Source organism: Pseudomonas sp. NPDC089407, assembly GCF_044900445.1.
Classification (GTDB): Bacteria; Pseudomonadota; Gammaproteobacteria; order Pseudomonadales; family Pseudomonadaceae; genus Aquipseudomonas.
In genome coordinates this window covers 136,990-151,259 of the sequence record NZ_JBJDNB010000002.1, presented here as the reverse complement: position 1 = coordinate 151,259, position 14,270 = coordinate 136,990, and the positions used below count along the sequence as shown (strand labels likewise).

Below are 14,270 nucleotides of genomic sequence, written 5' to 3'. Positions count from 1 at the left end.
GCTTTGCCACTGTAGTACCCCTCAAGATCGCCGGGGGCGCGTTGCGCCCCATCGCGACACAAGGCCGCTCCTACACAAAGCACGGCGTACACCTTGTAGGAGCGGCCTTGCGTCGCGATGGGCTGCGAAGCAGCCCCAAAATCTCACAGCCAACCCGACTGCATCAGTCAAACACCACCGTCTTGTTGCCATGCACAAGCACGCGGTCTTCCAGGTGATAACGCAGGCCACGGGCCAGTACCATCTTCTCCACGTCACGGCCAAAGCGGACCATGTCCTCGATGCTGTCGGCATGGCTGACACGTACCACGTCCTGCTCGATGATCGGGCCGGCGTCCAGCTCTTCGGTGACGTAGTGGCAAGTTGCACCGATCAGCTTCACGCCACGCAGGGACGCCTGGTGATACGGCTTGGCACCCACGAACGAGGGCAGGAAGCTGTGGTGGATGTTGATCACCTTCTCGGCATAATCCCGGCACAGTTGCGGCGGCAGGATTTGCATGTAGCGGGCCAGCACTACCACGTCGGCAGCATGTTCCTCCACCAGGCGCGACACCTCGGCAAACGCCGGGGCCTTGTCCTTGGGGTCGACCGGTACATGGAAGAACGGAATACCGTGCCACTCGACCATGCTGCGCAGGTCGTTGTGGTTGGAGATCACGCAAGGGATCTCGCAGTCCAGCTCGTCGGTGTGCCAGCGGTGCAACAGGTCGGCCAGGCAGTGCGACTCACGGCTGGCCATCAAGACCACGCGCTTTTTCTGCGCCGAGTCGGTCACGCGCCAGGTCATGGAAAACTCTTCAGCGATCGGTGCAAAGGCCTCGCGGAAGGCTTCGATACCAAACGGCAGTGATTCAGCGCGGATTTCATGACGCATGAAGAACCAACCACTCTGCTCATCGGAGTGGTGGCTGGCTTCGTTGATCCAGCCATTGTACAAGGCCAGGAAATTACTGACTTTCGCCACGATGCCTACACGGTCGGGGCAGGCGATCACCAGACGATAGGTGCGCATGAATGAGACTCCAGAACTTCGCAAAGGCGCTCATTCTAGCGGCACACCAGCAAAAACGCAGTATTGATTGCAGCGAGGGCGGCCTGTGTAGCCAGCGCGCTGCACTGCGGGCAATGTCTGACAGACATGACCAACGTCTCGGCGCTTATGTAAATTTTTGTTCACCTGAGAAATATTGTCACAGCTTAATTAACAGTTAACTGCCCAATATTATGTTTACTTGCGAGTATCGGCTGTCTATTATTGCCCCACACATTTCCGAACACGCATTAAGGAACACTCCATGTCCCTGATCAACGAGTACCGCGCTACCGAAGAAGCCATCAAGGAACTTCAGGCCCGCCTGGCCAACCTGTCGCAGGATGACAAGCTGAAGAAAGAACTGGAGTTCGAAGGCAAACTGCGCACCCTGATGGGCGAGTACTCCAAGTCGCTGCGCGACGTGATTGCCCTGCTCGACCCAGAGTCGAAATTGAGCAAAGCACCCCGTGGTGCGGTCAAGGCTGTTGCCACCAAGCGTGCACGCAAGGTCAAGCAATACAAGAACCCGCACAACGGTGAAGTGATCGAAACCAAAGGCGGCAACCACAAGACCCTGAAAGAGTGGAAAGCCACTTGGGGCGGCGACGTGGTTGAAAGCTGGGCTACTCTGCTGGACTGATTGTCCACCTACGCCTTTGCTTGTCGCAAAAGAAAACGCCGGCACATTGCCGGCGTTTTTGTTTGTCTGGCCTTCAGCCAATAGCTAACTGTTGCTGCAATTGCCGGGCATGCAATTGCCAGGCATCCAGCACTCGCCTGCCCGCCTCGTCGGCGCCCTCCCAGGCTTGCTGACGCGCCTGTTCGAAGTCGCCCAGGGTATTCGGCGCGCCCCATTGCGGGTCGCTCAGGCGCTGCTGGCAGAAGCCCTGCCAACGCTGTCGCTCTTCGTGGCTCAAGGTGTCAGGGAAGTTACGTGCCCGATAACGGAACAACAGTTCCGGCAGCCGCGGATCATCGAACATCCAGTGCCCGCTGCCCAACTGTGCAGGGTCCAGCGTACGCACTTGCTCGCACAAGCGCCGGTCGCGATCACCGATAAAACCGTCATACAACTGCTGTTCCGGGTCGTCACTCGGGGCAAAGTCTTCCTTGCCGTAGATGTGCTCCAGCTTGTCTTGCCATTGCGCCTGTTGATTGGCCAACTGTTCGCCGCGCAATTGTAACAACGTCAAGTCGAGGCCCAATCGTTGTTGATCGACCGGGCGCAATACCGACAGCGGCGCCAGTACCGGACAACGATTGATCTGCACCAGTTTCAGCGGAACCGGTAATTCACCTTCGGCCAATTCATCATGTCGGGTGTACAAGCGCTGACGCAGAACTTCAGCACTTTCCCTTAGTAACGGTAGGGTTTCCTGATGCAAGTCGCACACAATCAGTGCATTGCGATTGCGCGGGTGCCAGGCCAGCGGCAATACCACGCCCAGGTAATTTGGCGCCGCCGAAAAGCGCCCGGATATATGTACCAGCGGCTGCAGCAGGCGGACCTGTTCCATCACTTTATGCTTGCTGCGCAACTGGAACAGCCAGTCATACAACTTGGGCTGTTTCTGCCGGATCAGGCGGGCCAGGGCGATGGTTGCCCGCACGTCGGAAAGCGCTTCGTGGGCATGCCCGTGGTCAATGCCATTGGCCTTGCTCAACAGTTCCAGGCGCAGGCTGGTGCGCCCGTCCTGCTGCGGCCATTGAAGACCATCAGGGCGCAAGGCATAGGCGGTGCGCACAATGTCGATCAGGTCCCAGCGGCTGTTGCCGCCCTGCCACTCACGGGCATAGGGGTCGAAAAAATTGCGGTACAGGCTGTAGCGGGTTACTTCGTCATCGAAGCGCAGCGTGTTGTAGCCGGCGCCGCAGGTGCCCGGCTGCGCCAGTTGCGCATGCACCCGGGTCATGAACTCGGCTTCGCACAGGCCCTGTTCGGCCAGCAACTGCGGGGTGATACCGGTCACGAGGCAGGCTGCCGGGTGCGGCAGGATATCGTCCGAAGGCCGGCAATAAAGGCTGATCGGCTCGTCGATCTCGTTGAGGTCGAAGTCGGTGCGCAGGCCGGCCACCTGCAGCGGCCGGTCACAGCGCGGGTTGATGCCGGTGGTTTCGTAGTCGTGCCAGAAAATGCTGGAGGTCACGGGGTCGTCCTGTATCAAGGTCGACCCGATTCTAGCGCGATTCTGCAATGCCAAGGCTCAGGCAGAGGCGTTGGCCGGGCGGAAGCTGAAATAGTCGCGCAGCGAACGGACGAAATCCTCGTACTCGCGCGGTGCCTGCAGCAGCATGAACCCCGAATCGTAATGCCCGGGGGTCTGGTCTTCGCTGCACCACAGGCAGCTGGCAGTGAGATTGACGAACTGGTGGCCGCCGCCGACAAGAGGCATGCGCAACTGCAGCTCGTAATCGGGCCCAACCAGCACGGGTAGCTGGCTGATGACCATCAAGCCGTCTTCGGAGGCATTGCCCAGCTGGCCGATCTCCTGACCGGTAAAGCGGTTGAATACCTTGAGGACACAAGGCAGCTGATGGCGTTCGATATGGCGCTTGTTGAACATGATCGCGAGTGTATTCCGTACCTGGTGCCAGGAATACAAGGTACTGGCGGTTGTTGTAACAGCTGATTTACAGATTAGCGCAGCGCACGCTGCAAATCTCGTGAAATAAACCACACCTTGGTGTTAGCGCCAAGGTGCGGTCGTCACCGGGCTGGCCACAGCTGCTTCGCTGCCGCGCAAGTGGCCTAGTTTTTCCAGCGTCTGCAGACGTGCCTGGGCCCGGTAGGCGTACTCGTTGCGCGGGTACTGCTGAATCAGGTACTGGTAGGTCTGCGCAGCATCCACATACAACGCCTGGCGTTCCAGGCACTGACCACGCAGCAGCGACACCTCGGGGTGGATGAACGGTCGTGCACGGCTGGTGCGGTCGACCTGCGACAGTTCAAGCATGACCCGCGCACAATCGCCACGGTCGTAGGCGCGGTAGGCATTGTTCAGGTGGTGGTCCATGGACCAGCGGGTGCAGCCGGTGGCGCTGACGGCCAGGGCTAAAACGATCAGGGCTCGCATGGGGATCTCCTTTGATGGGAAGTATATCGGCTTGGAGTGGGTTTTCTTCAATCGCGAAATGCAAGCTGCAAGCTGCAAGAAAAAGCAGCGTATGCGCCGCTCGCGCTTTTACTTGTAGCTTGCCGCTTGTAGCTTGCAGCTGCCCTATCCCGGAAGGTCGCAGGTAGTGCAACGGAACAATGACTACAGCGAGATTCAGGAGTAGCCTTTCGCTGCGCTTCACTATAGGAGTCTGTGCATGAGCATCCGCCGTACCAAAATCGTCGCCACCCTTGGCCCCGCCAGCAACTCGCCGGAAGTGATCGAACAGCTGATCCTCGCCGGCCTGGACGTGGCACGCCTGAACTTCTCCCACGGCACTCCGGACGAGCACAAGGCCCGCGCGCGCCTGATTCGTGAGATCGCCGCCAAGAACGGCCGCCATGTTGCACTGCTGGGCGACCTGCAGGGTCCGAAGATCCGCATCGCCAAGTTCGCCAACAAGCGCATCGAATTGAAAATCGGTGACAAATTCACCTTCTCCACCGCCCACCCGCTGACCGAAGGCAACCAGGACATCGTCGGTATCGACTACCCCGACCTGGTCAAGGACTGCGGCGTCGGTGACGAACTGCTGCTCGACGACGGCCGCGTGGTCATGCGCGTCGAAACCGCCACCGCCGATGCCCTGCATTGCGTGGTGATCATTGGTGGCCCGCTGTCGGACCACAAAGGCATCAACCGCAAAGGTGGCGGCCTGACCGCACCGGCCCTGACCGAAAAAGACAAGGCCGACATCAAGCTGGCCGCGGAAATGGACCTGGACTACCTGGCCGTGTCGTTCCCGCGTGACGCCAGCGACATGGAATACGCGCGCAAGCTGCGTGACGAGTCCGGCGGCAGCGCCTGGCTGGTGGCCAAGATCGAACGCGCCGAAGCGGTTGCCGACGACGAGACCCTGGACAAGCTGATCCTTGCCTCCGACGCCGTCATGGTTGCCCGTGGTGACCTGGGCGTGGAAATCGGCGACGCCGAGCTGATCGCCATCCAGAAGAAGATCATCCAGCACGCCCGCCGCAACAACAAGGCGGTGATCGTGGCGACCCAGATGATGGAGTCGATGATCCAGAACCCGATGCCGACCCGTGCCGAAGTGTCCGACGTGGCCAACGCCGTGCTCGACAACACCGACGCGGTGATGCTGTCGGCCGAGAGTGCTGCAGGTTCCTACCCGATCGAAGCCGTACAGGCCATGGCCCGTATCTGCTCGGGCGCCGAAAAGCACCCGACCAGCCAGAAGTCCAGCCACCGCCTGCACACCACCTTCGAGCGCTGCGACGAGAGCATCGCCTTGGCGGCCATATACACCGCCAACCACTTCCCGGGCGTGAAGGCGATCATCGCCCTGACCGAAAGTGGCTACACCCCGCTGATCATGTCGCGCCTGCGTTCGCACGTGCCGATCTACGCGCTGTCGCCGCACCGCGCTACTCAGGCCCGGGCCAACATGTTCCGTGGCGTCTACCCGATTGCCTTCGACCCGGCTTCGCTGCCGGCCGACAAGGTCAGCCAGGCAGCCGTCGACGAACTGCTCAAGCGTGGCCTGGTGGAGCAAGGTGACTGGGTGATCCTGACCAAGGGTGACAGCTACCACACCATTGGTGGCACCAATGGCATGAAGATCCTGCATGTGGGTGATCCGCTGGTCGGTTGATCTGCTGCTCTAATGGGGCCGCTTTGCGGCCCATCGCGACGCAAGGCCGCTCCTACAAGGGTTACGCATTTCCCCTGTAGGAGCGGCCTTGTGTCGCGAAAGGAGGGCGAAGCCCTCCCAGCATTCTCAAACATGCTCAACGAACACATCAGCAAACACCTGCCCCCGCGGCACGCCGGCGATAAACAGCCGCCGGGCAAACCGTTCGACACTCCCCGGCGCACCACACACTAGCGCCACCGTCTGCCGCGATGACGGCCGCAATCCGGCCAGCGCTTCCTCCAGTTGCTCCGCCAGCACCAACTCCACCTTCACCCCTGGCAACTGCAACAGCGGTTCCGCCAGATAGTGCCCGGCCAGGTCCCGCGCCACATGCACAAGCCTGATCTCGCCCCGATGCCCCTGGCGCAATGCCTCGCGCAAGATGCCCCACAGTGGCGCCAGCCCGGTACCCGCTGCCAACAGCCACAGCGGTCGGTCCTGCCAGTCGGGGTCGTAGTGCAACGCGCCACCTCTCAGCTCACCCAGACGCATCTCATCGCCCACCTGCAGCCCACGCGCCTTGTCACAAAAAGCCCCAGGTCGCCGGCAATCGATATGGAACTCAAGCTGATCATCCTCACCCGGCAGGCTGGCCAGCGAATACGGCCGTGCGACTTCGCCAAGCCACAGCACCACATGCTGACCGGCCTGATAGCGCAACGCTCGCCCGGGCTTTAAACGCAATCGCAAGACATCGCCGAACCAGTCCAACCCGCTGATCCTGGCCGGCACGCCATCGCGCCGTGGGTCGAACAGCGCAACCTGCAGGTTCTCGACCACCCGGCACTGGCAGGCCAGGCGCCAGCCCTGGGCATGCTTGTCCAGGGCCAAGGCTTCGGGCAGGGCGTCCAGCGGCTGCCCAGCCTGACAATGCACCAGGCAGGCATGGCAGCTGCCGGCGCGGCAACTGTAGGGCACATTCAGCCCGGCCTCGTTCAGGGCATCGAGCAGGTTGCTGCCGGTCGGCACCGCCCAGCGGCGCTCGCCCACGCAAAGTTCGGGCATGTTCAGCAATATCTCCGGACCAGTGTTGTCATCTGGGGGCGCCTTGCGCCCCATTCGCGGCGCAAGGCCGCTCCCACAAAGGCCGGTGTGAGCGGCCTTGTGTCGCGATCGGGCTGCGCAGCAGCCCCATCGATTTTAAGGCCTGTCACATGAGTCAGCAGCAAAAAGGATGCCTGGCGCCCAACCGACCATGGTCCAGACCACGCGCAGGTGTTTCACGCGGTGAGGCACGCTATACTGCCGCGCCCTTTTGCGTCGGCCATGCTGCCGGCGCGCCTTTGCAAGGCGTTTCGACATGCTGGTCGGCACCGTCGAGCGTCTCTATGAATGTTCCCGTCTTTAAGAGGAGCGCGCTGCATGACCGTGATCAAGCAAGACGACCTGATTCAGAGCGTCGCCGACGCCCTGCAATTCATCTCGTACTACCACCCCGTCGATTTCATCCAGGCCATGCACGAGGCCTATCTGCGTGAAGAGTCGCCCGCTGCGCGCGATTCCATCGCCCAGATCCTGATCAACTCGCGCATGTGCGCCACCGGCCACCGCCCGATCTGCCAGGACACCGGTATCGTCACCGTGTTCGTGCGCGTGGGCATGGACGTACGCTGGGACGGCGCTACCCTGAGCGTCGACGACATGATCAACGAAGGTGTGCGTCGCGCCTATAACCTGCCTGAAAACGTCCTGCGCGCCTCGATCCTGGCCGACCCGGCCGGTGCCCGCAAGAACACCAAGGACAACACCCCGGCAGTGATCCACTACTCCATCGTCCCCGGCGACAAGGTCGAGGTCGATGTCGCAGCCAAGGGCGGCGGCTCGGAGAACAAGTCGAAGATGGCCATGCTGAACCCGTCCGACTCGATCGTCGACTGGGTGCTGAAGACCGTGCCGACCATGGGCGCTGGCTGGTGCCCGCCTGGCATGCTCGGCATCGGCATCGGCGGTACCGCCGAGAAGGCCGCAGTCATGGCCAAGGAAGTGTTGATGGAGTCCATCGACATCCATGAGCTGAAAGCCCGTGGCCCGCAGAACCGCCTGGAAGAAATCCGCCTGGAGCTGTTCGAGAAGGTCAACCAGCTGGGCATTGGTGCCCAGGGCCTGGGTGGCCTGACCACCGTGCTCGACGTCAAGATCATGGACTACCCGACCCACGCCGCCTCGCTGCCGGTGTGCATGATCCCCAACTGCGCCGCCACCCGCCACGCCCATTTCGTGCTCGATGGCTCCGGCCCGGCCGAGCTGGAAGCGCCGTCGCTGGACGCTTACCCGGAAATCGTCTGGGAAGCTGGCCCGAGCGCCCGTCGCGTCAACCTCGACGACATCACCCCGGAAGAAGTCGCAAGCTGGAAGCCAGGCGAAACCATCCTGCTCAACGGCAAGATGCTGACCGGCCGCGACGCCGCGCACAAGCGCATGGTCGAAATGCTCAACCGTGGCGAACAGCTGCCGGTGGACCTGAAAGGCCGCTTCATCTACTACGTCGGCCCGGTCGACCCGGTCGGTGACGAAGTGGTAGGCCCGGCTGGCCCGACCACCGCCACCCGCATGGACAAATTCACCCGCCAGATCCTCGAGCAGACTGGCCTGCTGGGCATGATCGGCAAGTCCGAGCGTGGCCCGACCGCGATCGAAGCGATCAAGGACAACAAGGCCGTGTACCTGATGGCCGTGGGCGGCGCTGCCTACCTGGTGGCCCAGGCCATTCGCAAGTCGAAGGTTCTGGCCTTCGCCGAGCTGGGCATGGAAGCGATCTACGAGTTCGAGGTCAAGGACATGCCGGTAACTGTTGCCGTAGACAGCAACGGTGAGTCGGTACACATCACTGGCCCAGCCCTGTGGCAGAACAAGATTGCCCAGAGCCTGGCCGTTGAAGTGAAGTAAGCCTGATGTAACCGTGTCGCCTGCTTCGCGGGTGAACCCGCTCCCACAGGGACCCCACAGGATTCGAGACCTGTGATGTTGCTGTGGGAGCGGGTTCACCCGCGAAGAGGCCCTCCCTGTTTTCACAGAATCCGGTCAAACTGCTCCGGCCAGTCTCTACGGGCAAACACTTGCCCTTCCTGCCTCACCCGCCGCACCTTCTCAAGATCCACCTCACACACCAGCCACTGGCTGCTCTGCGGGCTCAACGCCTCACTCAACGCCACCACCCCGTCCCCCCGGCATCCCGTGATCCGGCGGCACGAACAACCCTGCCCGCCCGATGTTCTTGTCCAACGCCGGCGACCGCGGCGCCCGCCTCCACCGCTTCACGGATCAAACCGGCAGCTCCTTGGTCCAGAACGACATCAGCTTGTCGGAGCTTTCCGCCTCGTCGAGGTCGCGCCAGGCATAACGGGTGCGCAGCGACGGATCGTGCAGGAAGCCGCGGTTGCGCCAGAAACCGTGCAACGGTTTGTAATCGGCCGGGCGGCGTGGGTGCACGCCTGGCCGCTCTACGGCGCAGAACGCGCAGTAATCGAACTCGGCCAGTTTGTGTGCGTAGGACTCGCGCTCGATGAAAAAGCGCACGCCCAGGCCCTGGCCACGGTACTCCGGCAATACCAGCGATTCACCGAAGTAATACACACTGGCCGGGTCGCGCCCCTGGGCCAGGAATGGCTGCTGGAATTGCGGCGCAACATCCACCAGCGGCAGGCCGGTAGAAGCGCCGATTACCTTGCCGTCGTCCAGCGCCAGCACCACCAGGCTGCGCCCGGAACGGGCATAGCTGGCCAGGTAGTCGGCTTCGTACTCCGGGGTGCCGTCGTACAGGTAGGGAAACTCGCGAAACACCGTTAAGCGCAGGCGAGCGAGGTCATCGATGTAAGGCGCGATAGCGGCGCCGTGCAACAGGCGTATTTCCATGCTTGGCGGTCGTTTTGTCGATGTGGATGACGCGCTCGGCTAAGCCGGGCTTGAGGGGAAACCCTATCATCCGGGGCAACGACCCGCCTTTTCCCTACACGACAGGTATTGTTCCATGACCGCTACCGAACTGGTAAATGCTTACTATGCCGCCTTCAACGCTGGCGACATGCCGGGCTTCCTGGCGCTGCTGAGCGAGGACGTGATCCACGACATCAACCAGGGTGAGCGGCAAATGGGCAAGGCCAGGTTTGCGGCGTTCATGGACAAGATGAACCGCTGCTACCGCGAGCGGCTGGCCGATATCGTGGTGATGCAGAACGCCGAAGGCAGCCGCGCGGCGGCGGAGTTCACCGTACACGGTGAGTACCTGGCCGATGATGAAGGGTTGCCGGCGGCCAACGGGCAGACCTACGTGTTGCCGGCGGGGGCGTTCTTCTACATTCACTGCGGCAAGATTGCCCGGGTGACGAACTACTACAACCTCAATGACTGGGTTGAGCAGGTCGGTTGAGCCTGGCAGAGGTGTATTGCCTGTACTGGCCTTATCGCCGGCAAGCCAGCTCCCACAGGTACTCCACAGGTCTTGAAACCTTCGCTAAACCTGTGGGAGCTGGCTTGCCGGCGATAGGGCCCGGTCAGGCGATACGGGTGCCCAGCACCTTGAGGAAGGCCGCCAGCCACGCCGGGTGCGCTGGCCAGGCCGGTGCGGTCACCAGGTTGCCATCTACATGCGCCTGGTCCACGGCTATGTCGATGAACGTGCCACCCGCCAGCCGCACCTCCGGCGCACACGCCGGGTACGCGCTGCATTCCCGTCCTTCCAGCACCCCGGCCGCCGCCAGCAACTGCGCGCCATGGCACACCGCCGCAATCGGCTTGCCCGCCTGGTCGAACGCGCGCACCAGCTCCAGCACCTTTTCATCCAGGCGCAGGTACTCCGGCGCGCGGCCACCGGGGATCAGCAGCGCGTCGTAACTCTCGGGCCGCACCCGCACAAAGTCGTAGTTCAGGGCAAAGTTGTGCCCAGGTTTTTCGCTGTAGGTCTGTTCACCCTCGAAGTCATGAATCGCGGTACGTACCGTCTGCCCCGCCAGCTTTTCCGGGCACACTGCGTGCACCGTGTGGCCGACCATGCTCAGCGCCTGGAACGGCACCATCGCTTCGTAATCCTCGACATAATCACCCACCAGCATGAGAATTTTCTTCGCCGTCATCGCATCCACTCCTTCCATTGCCCGTGAACAGTCATTGCACGATAGCCGCTATCAGTCACGGCGGTCGAGCACGTTCACTACCAGGCGGTCGAGCCAGCCCCACACCCGTTGCTTGACCCGCCGCCACAGCGGCCGGGCATGCCAGTGAGCAAGGTCAACCTCCTCGCTCAGGGCAAAGTCGCGCTCGAAGCTGGCAACCACGGCGGCGGTCAACGGCGGGTCCAGCGCCTCGATGTTGGCCTCAAGGTTGAAGCGCAGGTTCCAGTGGTCGAAGTTGCACGAACCGACGCTGACCCAGTCATCCACCACGGCCATTTTCAGGTGCAGGAAACACGGCTGGTACTCGAAAATACGTACCCCTGCGCGCAGCAGGCGCGGGTAGTAACGGTGCCCAGCGTAGCGCACCGAAGGGTGATCGGTGCGTGGGCCGGTCAGCAGCAGGCGCACATCCAGGCCCTTGCTGGCGGCGCGACGCAATGAGCGGCGCACGCTCCAGGTCGGCAGGAAGTACGGCGTGGCCAGCCATACCCGCTGCTTGCCGCTGTTCAGCGCCCGCACCAGCGCATGCAGGATGTCCTGGTGCTGACGGGCGTCGGCATAGGCTACCCGGCCCAGACCCTGCCCCTGTGCAGGCACCTTGGGCAGGCGCGGCAAGCCGAAGCCTTCGGCGGGGCGCCAGGCGGTGCGGCGGTTGTTGGCGTGCCATTGGCGGTCGAACAGCAGTTGCCAGTCGGTCACCACCGGCCCCTCGATCTGCACCATGACTTCGTGCCAGTCACTGGTGGCATCACCCGGTGTCCAGAACTCGTCGGTAACCCCGGTGCCGCCCACCGCGGCCCAGCGCTCGTCCACCAGCAGCAGCTTGCGATGGTCGCGGTACAAGTTGCGCAGGCCACGCGTCCAGCGCAGCCGGTTGTACCAGCGCAGGTACACACCCGCATCCACCAGGCGCTGGCGCAACTTGCTGTTGAAGGCCAATGAGCCGTAGTCGTCGAACAGACAGCGAACCCGTACGCCACGCCGGGCGGCCTGCTCAAGTGCTTCAACCACGGCTTCGGCACAGGCGCCAGCTTCGACCAGGTACAGTTCCAGGTCGACCTGGAACTCGGCACGCACGATCGCAGTGAGCATGCGCGGAAAGAACTCGGGGCCGTCGATCAGCAGCTCGAACTGGTTGCCATCCCGCCAGGGGAAGACCGGCCCCGCCATGTCAGCGGGCGGTGAAAATCAGCACCGCATTCACCGGTACCGATGGGTTGATGGATTTCAGCTTGGCGAACTTGCGCAGGCTTTCCAGCCCCGGCAGCAGGCCGAAATCCTCGGCACGCAGCACCACTGGCTCAAGGGTCACCACCTGGAAGCGTCGCGCATCCAGGCGGGTGGCCAGCAACAGCGCGTTATAACTGTGCGACTGGCCATGCAGGGTCACCGTCAGTGGCAGGCGCAGTTCGACCTGCGCCCCGTCGGCCAGGTCGTTGATCGGGCGCAGGTCGATTTGCGCCTTCACGCTGGCTTCGGCAAACCGCTCGACCTCGAACAGGTGGTCGCGCATCTGCTCGTCGCGCAGCGGAATGCCGCTGCTCACCGAGTCCATCTCGATGCGCAAGCCCGCCGCGCCCTTGCGGTCGACCGAACCATGCAGCACCAGAAAACGATGCACTTCGGCGGTATCACCGTTCTTGCCGGTAATGAACGACAGGCGCGAAGACTCGCCATCAAGGTGCCAGTTGGCATGGGCGGGCAGGCACAAAGCCAGCAACAGGGCGGGGAGCAGACGGGGCAGCTTGAACATGACAGATCTCGTGAAACCAGGCCGCCAACCTTACCCGCCCGCCTTCACGGCAGCAAGCGGCAACCCGCGCGCGTGCCGTGCCAGGCGGCCTGGTTGCGCTGGCCCAGGCCTTCGGCGGTCACCAGACGCTGCGGGGTGTCTTCCTCCAACCGGCGCAAAGGCAGCCATTGCTTCACATAGCCTCGGCAATACCCCTCGTCGAAGCCCATGACAAAGCGGCACGAGCAGTACTCCTTGGCCGAGTAGGCCGAGAGGATGCCGGGGAAGTCCGCCAGCGCCTGACGCTCCAGCCACGCCCAGCCGAGCAGGGCCACCAGCACCAGCAACAGCACGCGCTTCATGCACCCTCCTTGGGCAACGCCGCCAGCACCCGTTTCAGCAGTTCGTCATGACGGTAGCTGCCGTCACGGTCATCGCCGTAGCGCACGATCACCAGCTTTTGCGCAGGCAACACATAAAGCGCCTGGCCCCAATGCCCCAGGGCCGCGAAGGTGTCTGCGGGCGCATTCGGCCACGGCCGTTCGGCGCCGGCCAACGGCTGGTTGAGCCACCAGTGGCCGCCGGGGTTAGCCTCGCCGGGCAGCGCTTCGGCCTGGGCAAATGCCGTACGGTTGAAGGCCACCCAGGCCTGGGGTAGCAGTTGCTGACCCTGCCAGCGCCCGTCGCGCTGCATCAGCAGGCCGATACGTGCCAGGTCGCGGGCCGTGAGGTACAGATAAGAAGAGCCAACGTAAGTGCCCGCACGGTCACGCTCCCACACCGCACTCTCGATACCCAAGGGGCTGAACAGTGCCTGCCAGGGGTAGTCATCATATTGACCGGGGTCGAGCATGCCGCGCAGTGCGGCGGCCAGCAGGTTGCTGTCGCCACTGGAATAGAGAAAGCGCTGGCCGGGGCTGGCTGCCATGCCCCGCGCCGCCGCGTAGGCGGCCATGTCCGCGCGACCACGGGTATACAGCATGGCCACCACCGAGGATTTCAGCGGGGCGTATTCGTAGTCTTCCTGCCAATCCAGGCCGCTGGCCCAGTGCAGCAGGTCGGCCATGCGCACGCCAGGGTGGGCGCGCATCGGCGGGTAGAAGCGGCTGACCGGGTCTTGCAGCTGGAAGCGGGCTTGGCCTTGGGCGACGCCCAGCAGTGTGGCGAGTACGCTTTTGCTGATCGACCAGGTGAGGTGTGCGGTGGCCGCTGTGGTGGGCGCGGCGTAGCGTTCGTGGAGGATGCGGCCATCGCGGATGATCAGCAGGGCGTCGGTGCGAATACCAGTGTGCTCGGCGCTGGTGGAAGCGGGAAAGGCGTAGGCGTCGACGGCTTGCCAATCATCAGTGGCGTTATCGATCACCCAGTCTGGCTGGGGCCAATTCTCTGCCAAGGCACAACCCGTAACCATCAGCAGTGTCAGCAGGAGTGCCTTCATGGTAATCGCCATTTTTGGGGCTGCTGTGCAGCCCATCGCCGGCAAGCCAGCTCCCACAGGTACCTCATGAACCTTGAGCATCGCGCCGCCTGTCCTGGCCCCATTACTGGCCAGCCACCTACAAGTACTGCATAGGCTTCGGCATCG

General features: G+C 62.8%; 15 protein-coding genes and 1 pseudogene. 4 read left to right on the top strand and 12 right to left on the bottom strand.

The features are described 5' to 3' along the window. Positions 1-163 precede the first annotated feature (163 nt). Positions 164-1,015, bottom strand: a complete 852-nt coding sequence (gene purU / locus ACI2KG_RS02675) for a formyltetrahydrofolate deformylase (protein WP_110742665.1) — start codon at positions 1,013-1,015, stop codon at positions 164-166. Positions 1,016-1,298: 283 nt separating this feature from the next. Here purU and mvaT point away from each other — a divergent pair, with 283 nt between their 5' ends. Then, on the top strand, positions 1,299-1,676 hold the full coding sequence (gene mvaT, locus ACI2KG_RS02670) for a histone-like nucleoid-structuring protein MvaT (protein WP_060497979.1): 378 nt from the start codon (positions 1,299-1,301) through the stop codon (positions 1,674-1,676). A 73-nt stretch (positions 1,677-1,749) separates the two neighbouring features. On the opposite strand, the gene sbcB is transcribed toward mvaT, so the two are convergent. From sbcB to ACI2KG_RS02655, 3 genes are all read right to left on the bottom strand, one after another. Further along, positions 1,750-3,183: an exodeoxyribonuclease I gene (sbcB, locus tag ACI2KG_RS02665; protein WP_404660685.1), complete on the bottom strand. Its 1,434-nt coding sequence runs from the start codon at positions 3,181-3,183 to the stop codon at positions 1,750-1,752. 57 nt (positions 3,184-3,240) lie between these two features. Next, positions 3,241-3,600: a PilZ domain-containing protein gene (locus ACI2KG_RS02660; RefSeq protein ID WP_404660684.1), complete on the bottom strand. Its 360-nt coding sequence runs from the start codon at positions 3,598-3,600 to the stop codon at positions 3,241-3,243. 123 nt (positions 3,601-3,723) lie between these two features. Next, positions 3,724-4,110 carry a tetratricopeptide repeat protein gene (locus tag ACI2KG_RS02655; RefSeq protein ID WP_201202617.1) on the bottom strand — a complete coding sequence of 129 codons (387 nt, stop codon included), beginning with the start codon at positions 4,108-4,110 and terminating at the stop codon, positions 3,724-3,726. 238 nt (positions 4,111-4,348) lie between these two features. Between ACI2KG_RS02655 and pyk the strand changes: the two genes are divergently transcribed. After that, positions 4,349-5,803 carry a pyruvate kinase gene (gene pyk, locus ACI2KG_RS02650; RefSeq protein WP_400614648.1) on the top strand — a complete coding sequence of 485 codons (1,455 nt, stop codon included), beginning with the start codon at positions 4,349-4,351 and terminating at the stop codon, positions 5,801-5,803. Between the two features lie 126 nt (positions 5,804-5,929). On the opposite strand, the gene ACI2KG_RS02645 is transcribed toward pyk, so the two are convergent. After that, positions 5,930-6,850 (bottom strand): iron-sulfur-binding ferredoxin reductase, encoded by a 921-nt coding sequence (locus ACI2KG_RS02645; protein ID WP_404660683.1) that lies wholly within the window; start codon positions 6,848-6,850, stop codon positions 5,930-5,932. A gap of 357 nt (positions 6,851-7,207) precedes the next feature. Between ACI2KG_RS02645 and ACI2KG_RS02640 the strand changes: the two genes are divergently transcribed. Next, positions 7,208-8,731: a fumarate hydratase gene (locus ACI2KG_RS02640; protein WP_404660682.1), complete on the top strand. Its 1,524-nt coding sequence runs from the start codon at positions 7,208-7,210 to the stop codon at positions 8,729-8,731. Between the two features lie 122 nt (positions 8,732-8,853). On the opposite strand, the pseudogene ACI2KG_RS02635 reads toward ACI2KG_RS02640, so the two are convergent. Together ACI2KG_RS02635 and ACI2KG_RS02630 are read right to left on the bottom strand one after the other, a co-directional pair. Next, a pseudogene (locus tag ACI2KG_RS02635) lies at positions 8,854-9,085 on the bottom strand (amidohydrolase); the annotation flags it as partial. 21 nt (positions 9,086-9,106) lie between these two features. Further along, entirely contained in the window at positions 9,107-9,697 is a 591-nt protein-coding gene (locus ACI2KG_RS02630) for a GNAT family N-acetyltransferase (RefSeq protein ID WP_404660681.1), read from the bottom strand. Positions 9,698-9,812: 115 nt separating this feature from the next. On the opposite strand from ACI2KG_RS02630, the gene ACI2KG_RS02625 reads away from it, so the two are divergent. Next, positions 9,813-10,211 (top strand): nuclear transport factor 2 family protein, encoded by a 399-nt coding sequence (locus ACI2KG_RS02625; protein ID WP_201202622.1) that lies wholly within the window; start codon positions 9,813-9,815, stop codon positions 10,209-10,211. Between the two features lie 124 nt (positions 10,212-10,335). Here the strand turns inward: ACI2KG_RS02625 and ACI2KG_RS02620 are convergent, their stop codons facing one another. The 5 genes from ACI2KG_RS02620 to ACI2KG_RS02600 are packed head-to-tail and all read right to left on the bottom strand — an operon-like array spanning position 10,336 to position 14,123. Beyond that, positions 10,336-10,914, bottom strand: coding sequence for a DJ-1/PfpI family protein (locus tag ACI2KG_RS02620; RefSeq protein ID WP_012274008.1), 579 nt, complete (start codon positions 10,912-10,914; stop codon positions 10,336-10,338). Between the two features lie 51 nt (positions 10,915-10,965). Further along, the gene (locus ACI2KG_RS02615) at positions 10,966-12,123 is read right to left on the bottom strand and encodes a phosphatidylserine/phosphatidylglycerophosphate/cardiolipin synthase family protein (RefSeq protein ID WP_404660680.1); all 1,158 of its coding nucleotides are present in this window, start codon (positions 12,121-12,123) and stop codon (positions 10,966-10,968) included. Between the two features lies 1 nt (position 12,124). Continuing rightward, positions 12,125-12,706: a YceI family protein gene (locus ACI2KG_RS02610; protein WP_404660679.1), complete on the bottom strand. Its 582-nt coding sequence runs from the start codon at positions 12,704-12,706 to the stop codon at positions 12,125-12,127. 44 nt (positions 12,707-12,750) lie between these two features. After that, positions 12,751-13,047: an amidase gene (locus ACI2KG_RS02605; RefSeq protein ID WP_404660678.1), complete on the bottom strand. Its 297-nt coding sequence runs from the start codon at positions 13,045-13,047 to the stop codon at positions 12,751-12,753. Further along, positions 13,044-14,123 (bottom strand): serine hydrolase domain-containing protein, encoded by a 1,080-nt coding sequence (locus ACI2KG_RS02600; RefSeq protein WP_404660677.1) that lies wholly within the window; start codon positions 14,121-14,123, stop codon positions 13,044-13,046. The genes ACI2KG_RS02605 and ACI2KG_RS02600 overlap by 4 nt, the downstream gene beginning before the upstream one ends. Between the last annotated feature and the right edge of the window lie 147 nt (positions 14,124-14,270).

Excerpts from the sequence above, each read along its gene's own strand:
- ACI2KG_RS02610 (WP_404660679.1), bottom strand. The coding sequence starts at position 12,706 with ATGTTCAAGCTGCCCCGTCTGCTCCCCGCCCTGTTGCTGGCTTTGTGC.
- mvaT (WP_060497979.1), top strand. The coding sequence starts at position 1,299 with ATGTCCCTGATCAACGAGTACCGCGCTACCGAAGAAGCCATCAAGGAA.
- ACI2KG_RS02620 (WP_012274008.1), bottom strand. The coding sequence starts at position 10,914 with ATGACGGCGAAGAAAATTCTCATGCTGGTGGGTGATTATGTCGAGGAT.
- ACI2KG_RS02660 (WP_404660684.1), bottom strand. The coding sequence starts at position 3,600 with ATGTTCAACAAGCGCCATATCGAACGCCATCAGCTGCCTTGTGTCCTC.
- ACI2KG_RS02645 (WP_404660683.1), bottom strand. The coding sequence starts at position 6,850 with ATGCCCGAACTTTGCGTGGGCGAGCGCCGCTGGGCGGTGCCGACCGGC.
- purU (WP_110742665.1), bottom strand. The coding sequence starts at position 1,015 with ATGCGCACCTATCGTCTGGTGATCGCCTGCCCCGACCGTGTAGGCATC.
- ACI2KG_RS02625 (WP_201202622.1), top strand. The coding sequence starts at position 9,813 with ATGACCGCTACCGAACTGGTAAATGCTTACTATGCCGCCTTCAACGCT.
- ACI2KG_RS02615 (WP_404660680.1), bottom strand. The coding sequence starts at position 12,123 with ATGGCGGGGCCGGTCTTCCCCTGGCGGGATGGCAACCAGTTCGAGCTG.
- ACI2KG_RS02630 (WP_404660681.1), bottom strand. The coding sequence starts at position 9,697 with ATGGAAATACGCCTGTTGCACGGCGCCGCTATCGCGCCTTACATCGAT.
- ACI2KG_RS02655 (WP_201202617.1), bottom strand. The coding sequence starts at position 4,110 with ATGCGAGCCCTGATCGTTTTAGCCCTGGCCGTCAGCGCCACCGGCTGC.
- ACI2KG_RS02600 (WP_404660677.1), bottom strand. The coding sequence starts at position 14,123 with ATGAAGGCACTCCTGCTGACACTGCTGATGGTTACGGGTTGTGCCTTG.
- pyk (WP_400614648.1), top strand. The coding sequence starts at position 4,349 with ATGAGCATCCGCCGTACCAAAATCGTCGCCACCCTTGGCCCCGCCAGC.
- ACI2KG_RS02605 (WP_404660678.1), bottom strand. The coding sequence starts at position 13,047 with ATGAAGCGCGTGCTGTTGCTGGTGCTGGTGGCCCTGCTCGGCTGGGCG.
- ACI2KG_RS02640 (WP_404660682.1), top strand. The coding sequence starts at position 7,208 with ATGACCGTGATCAAGCAAGACGACCTGATTCAGAGCGTCGCCGACGCC.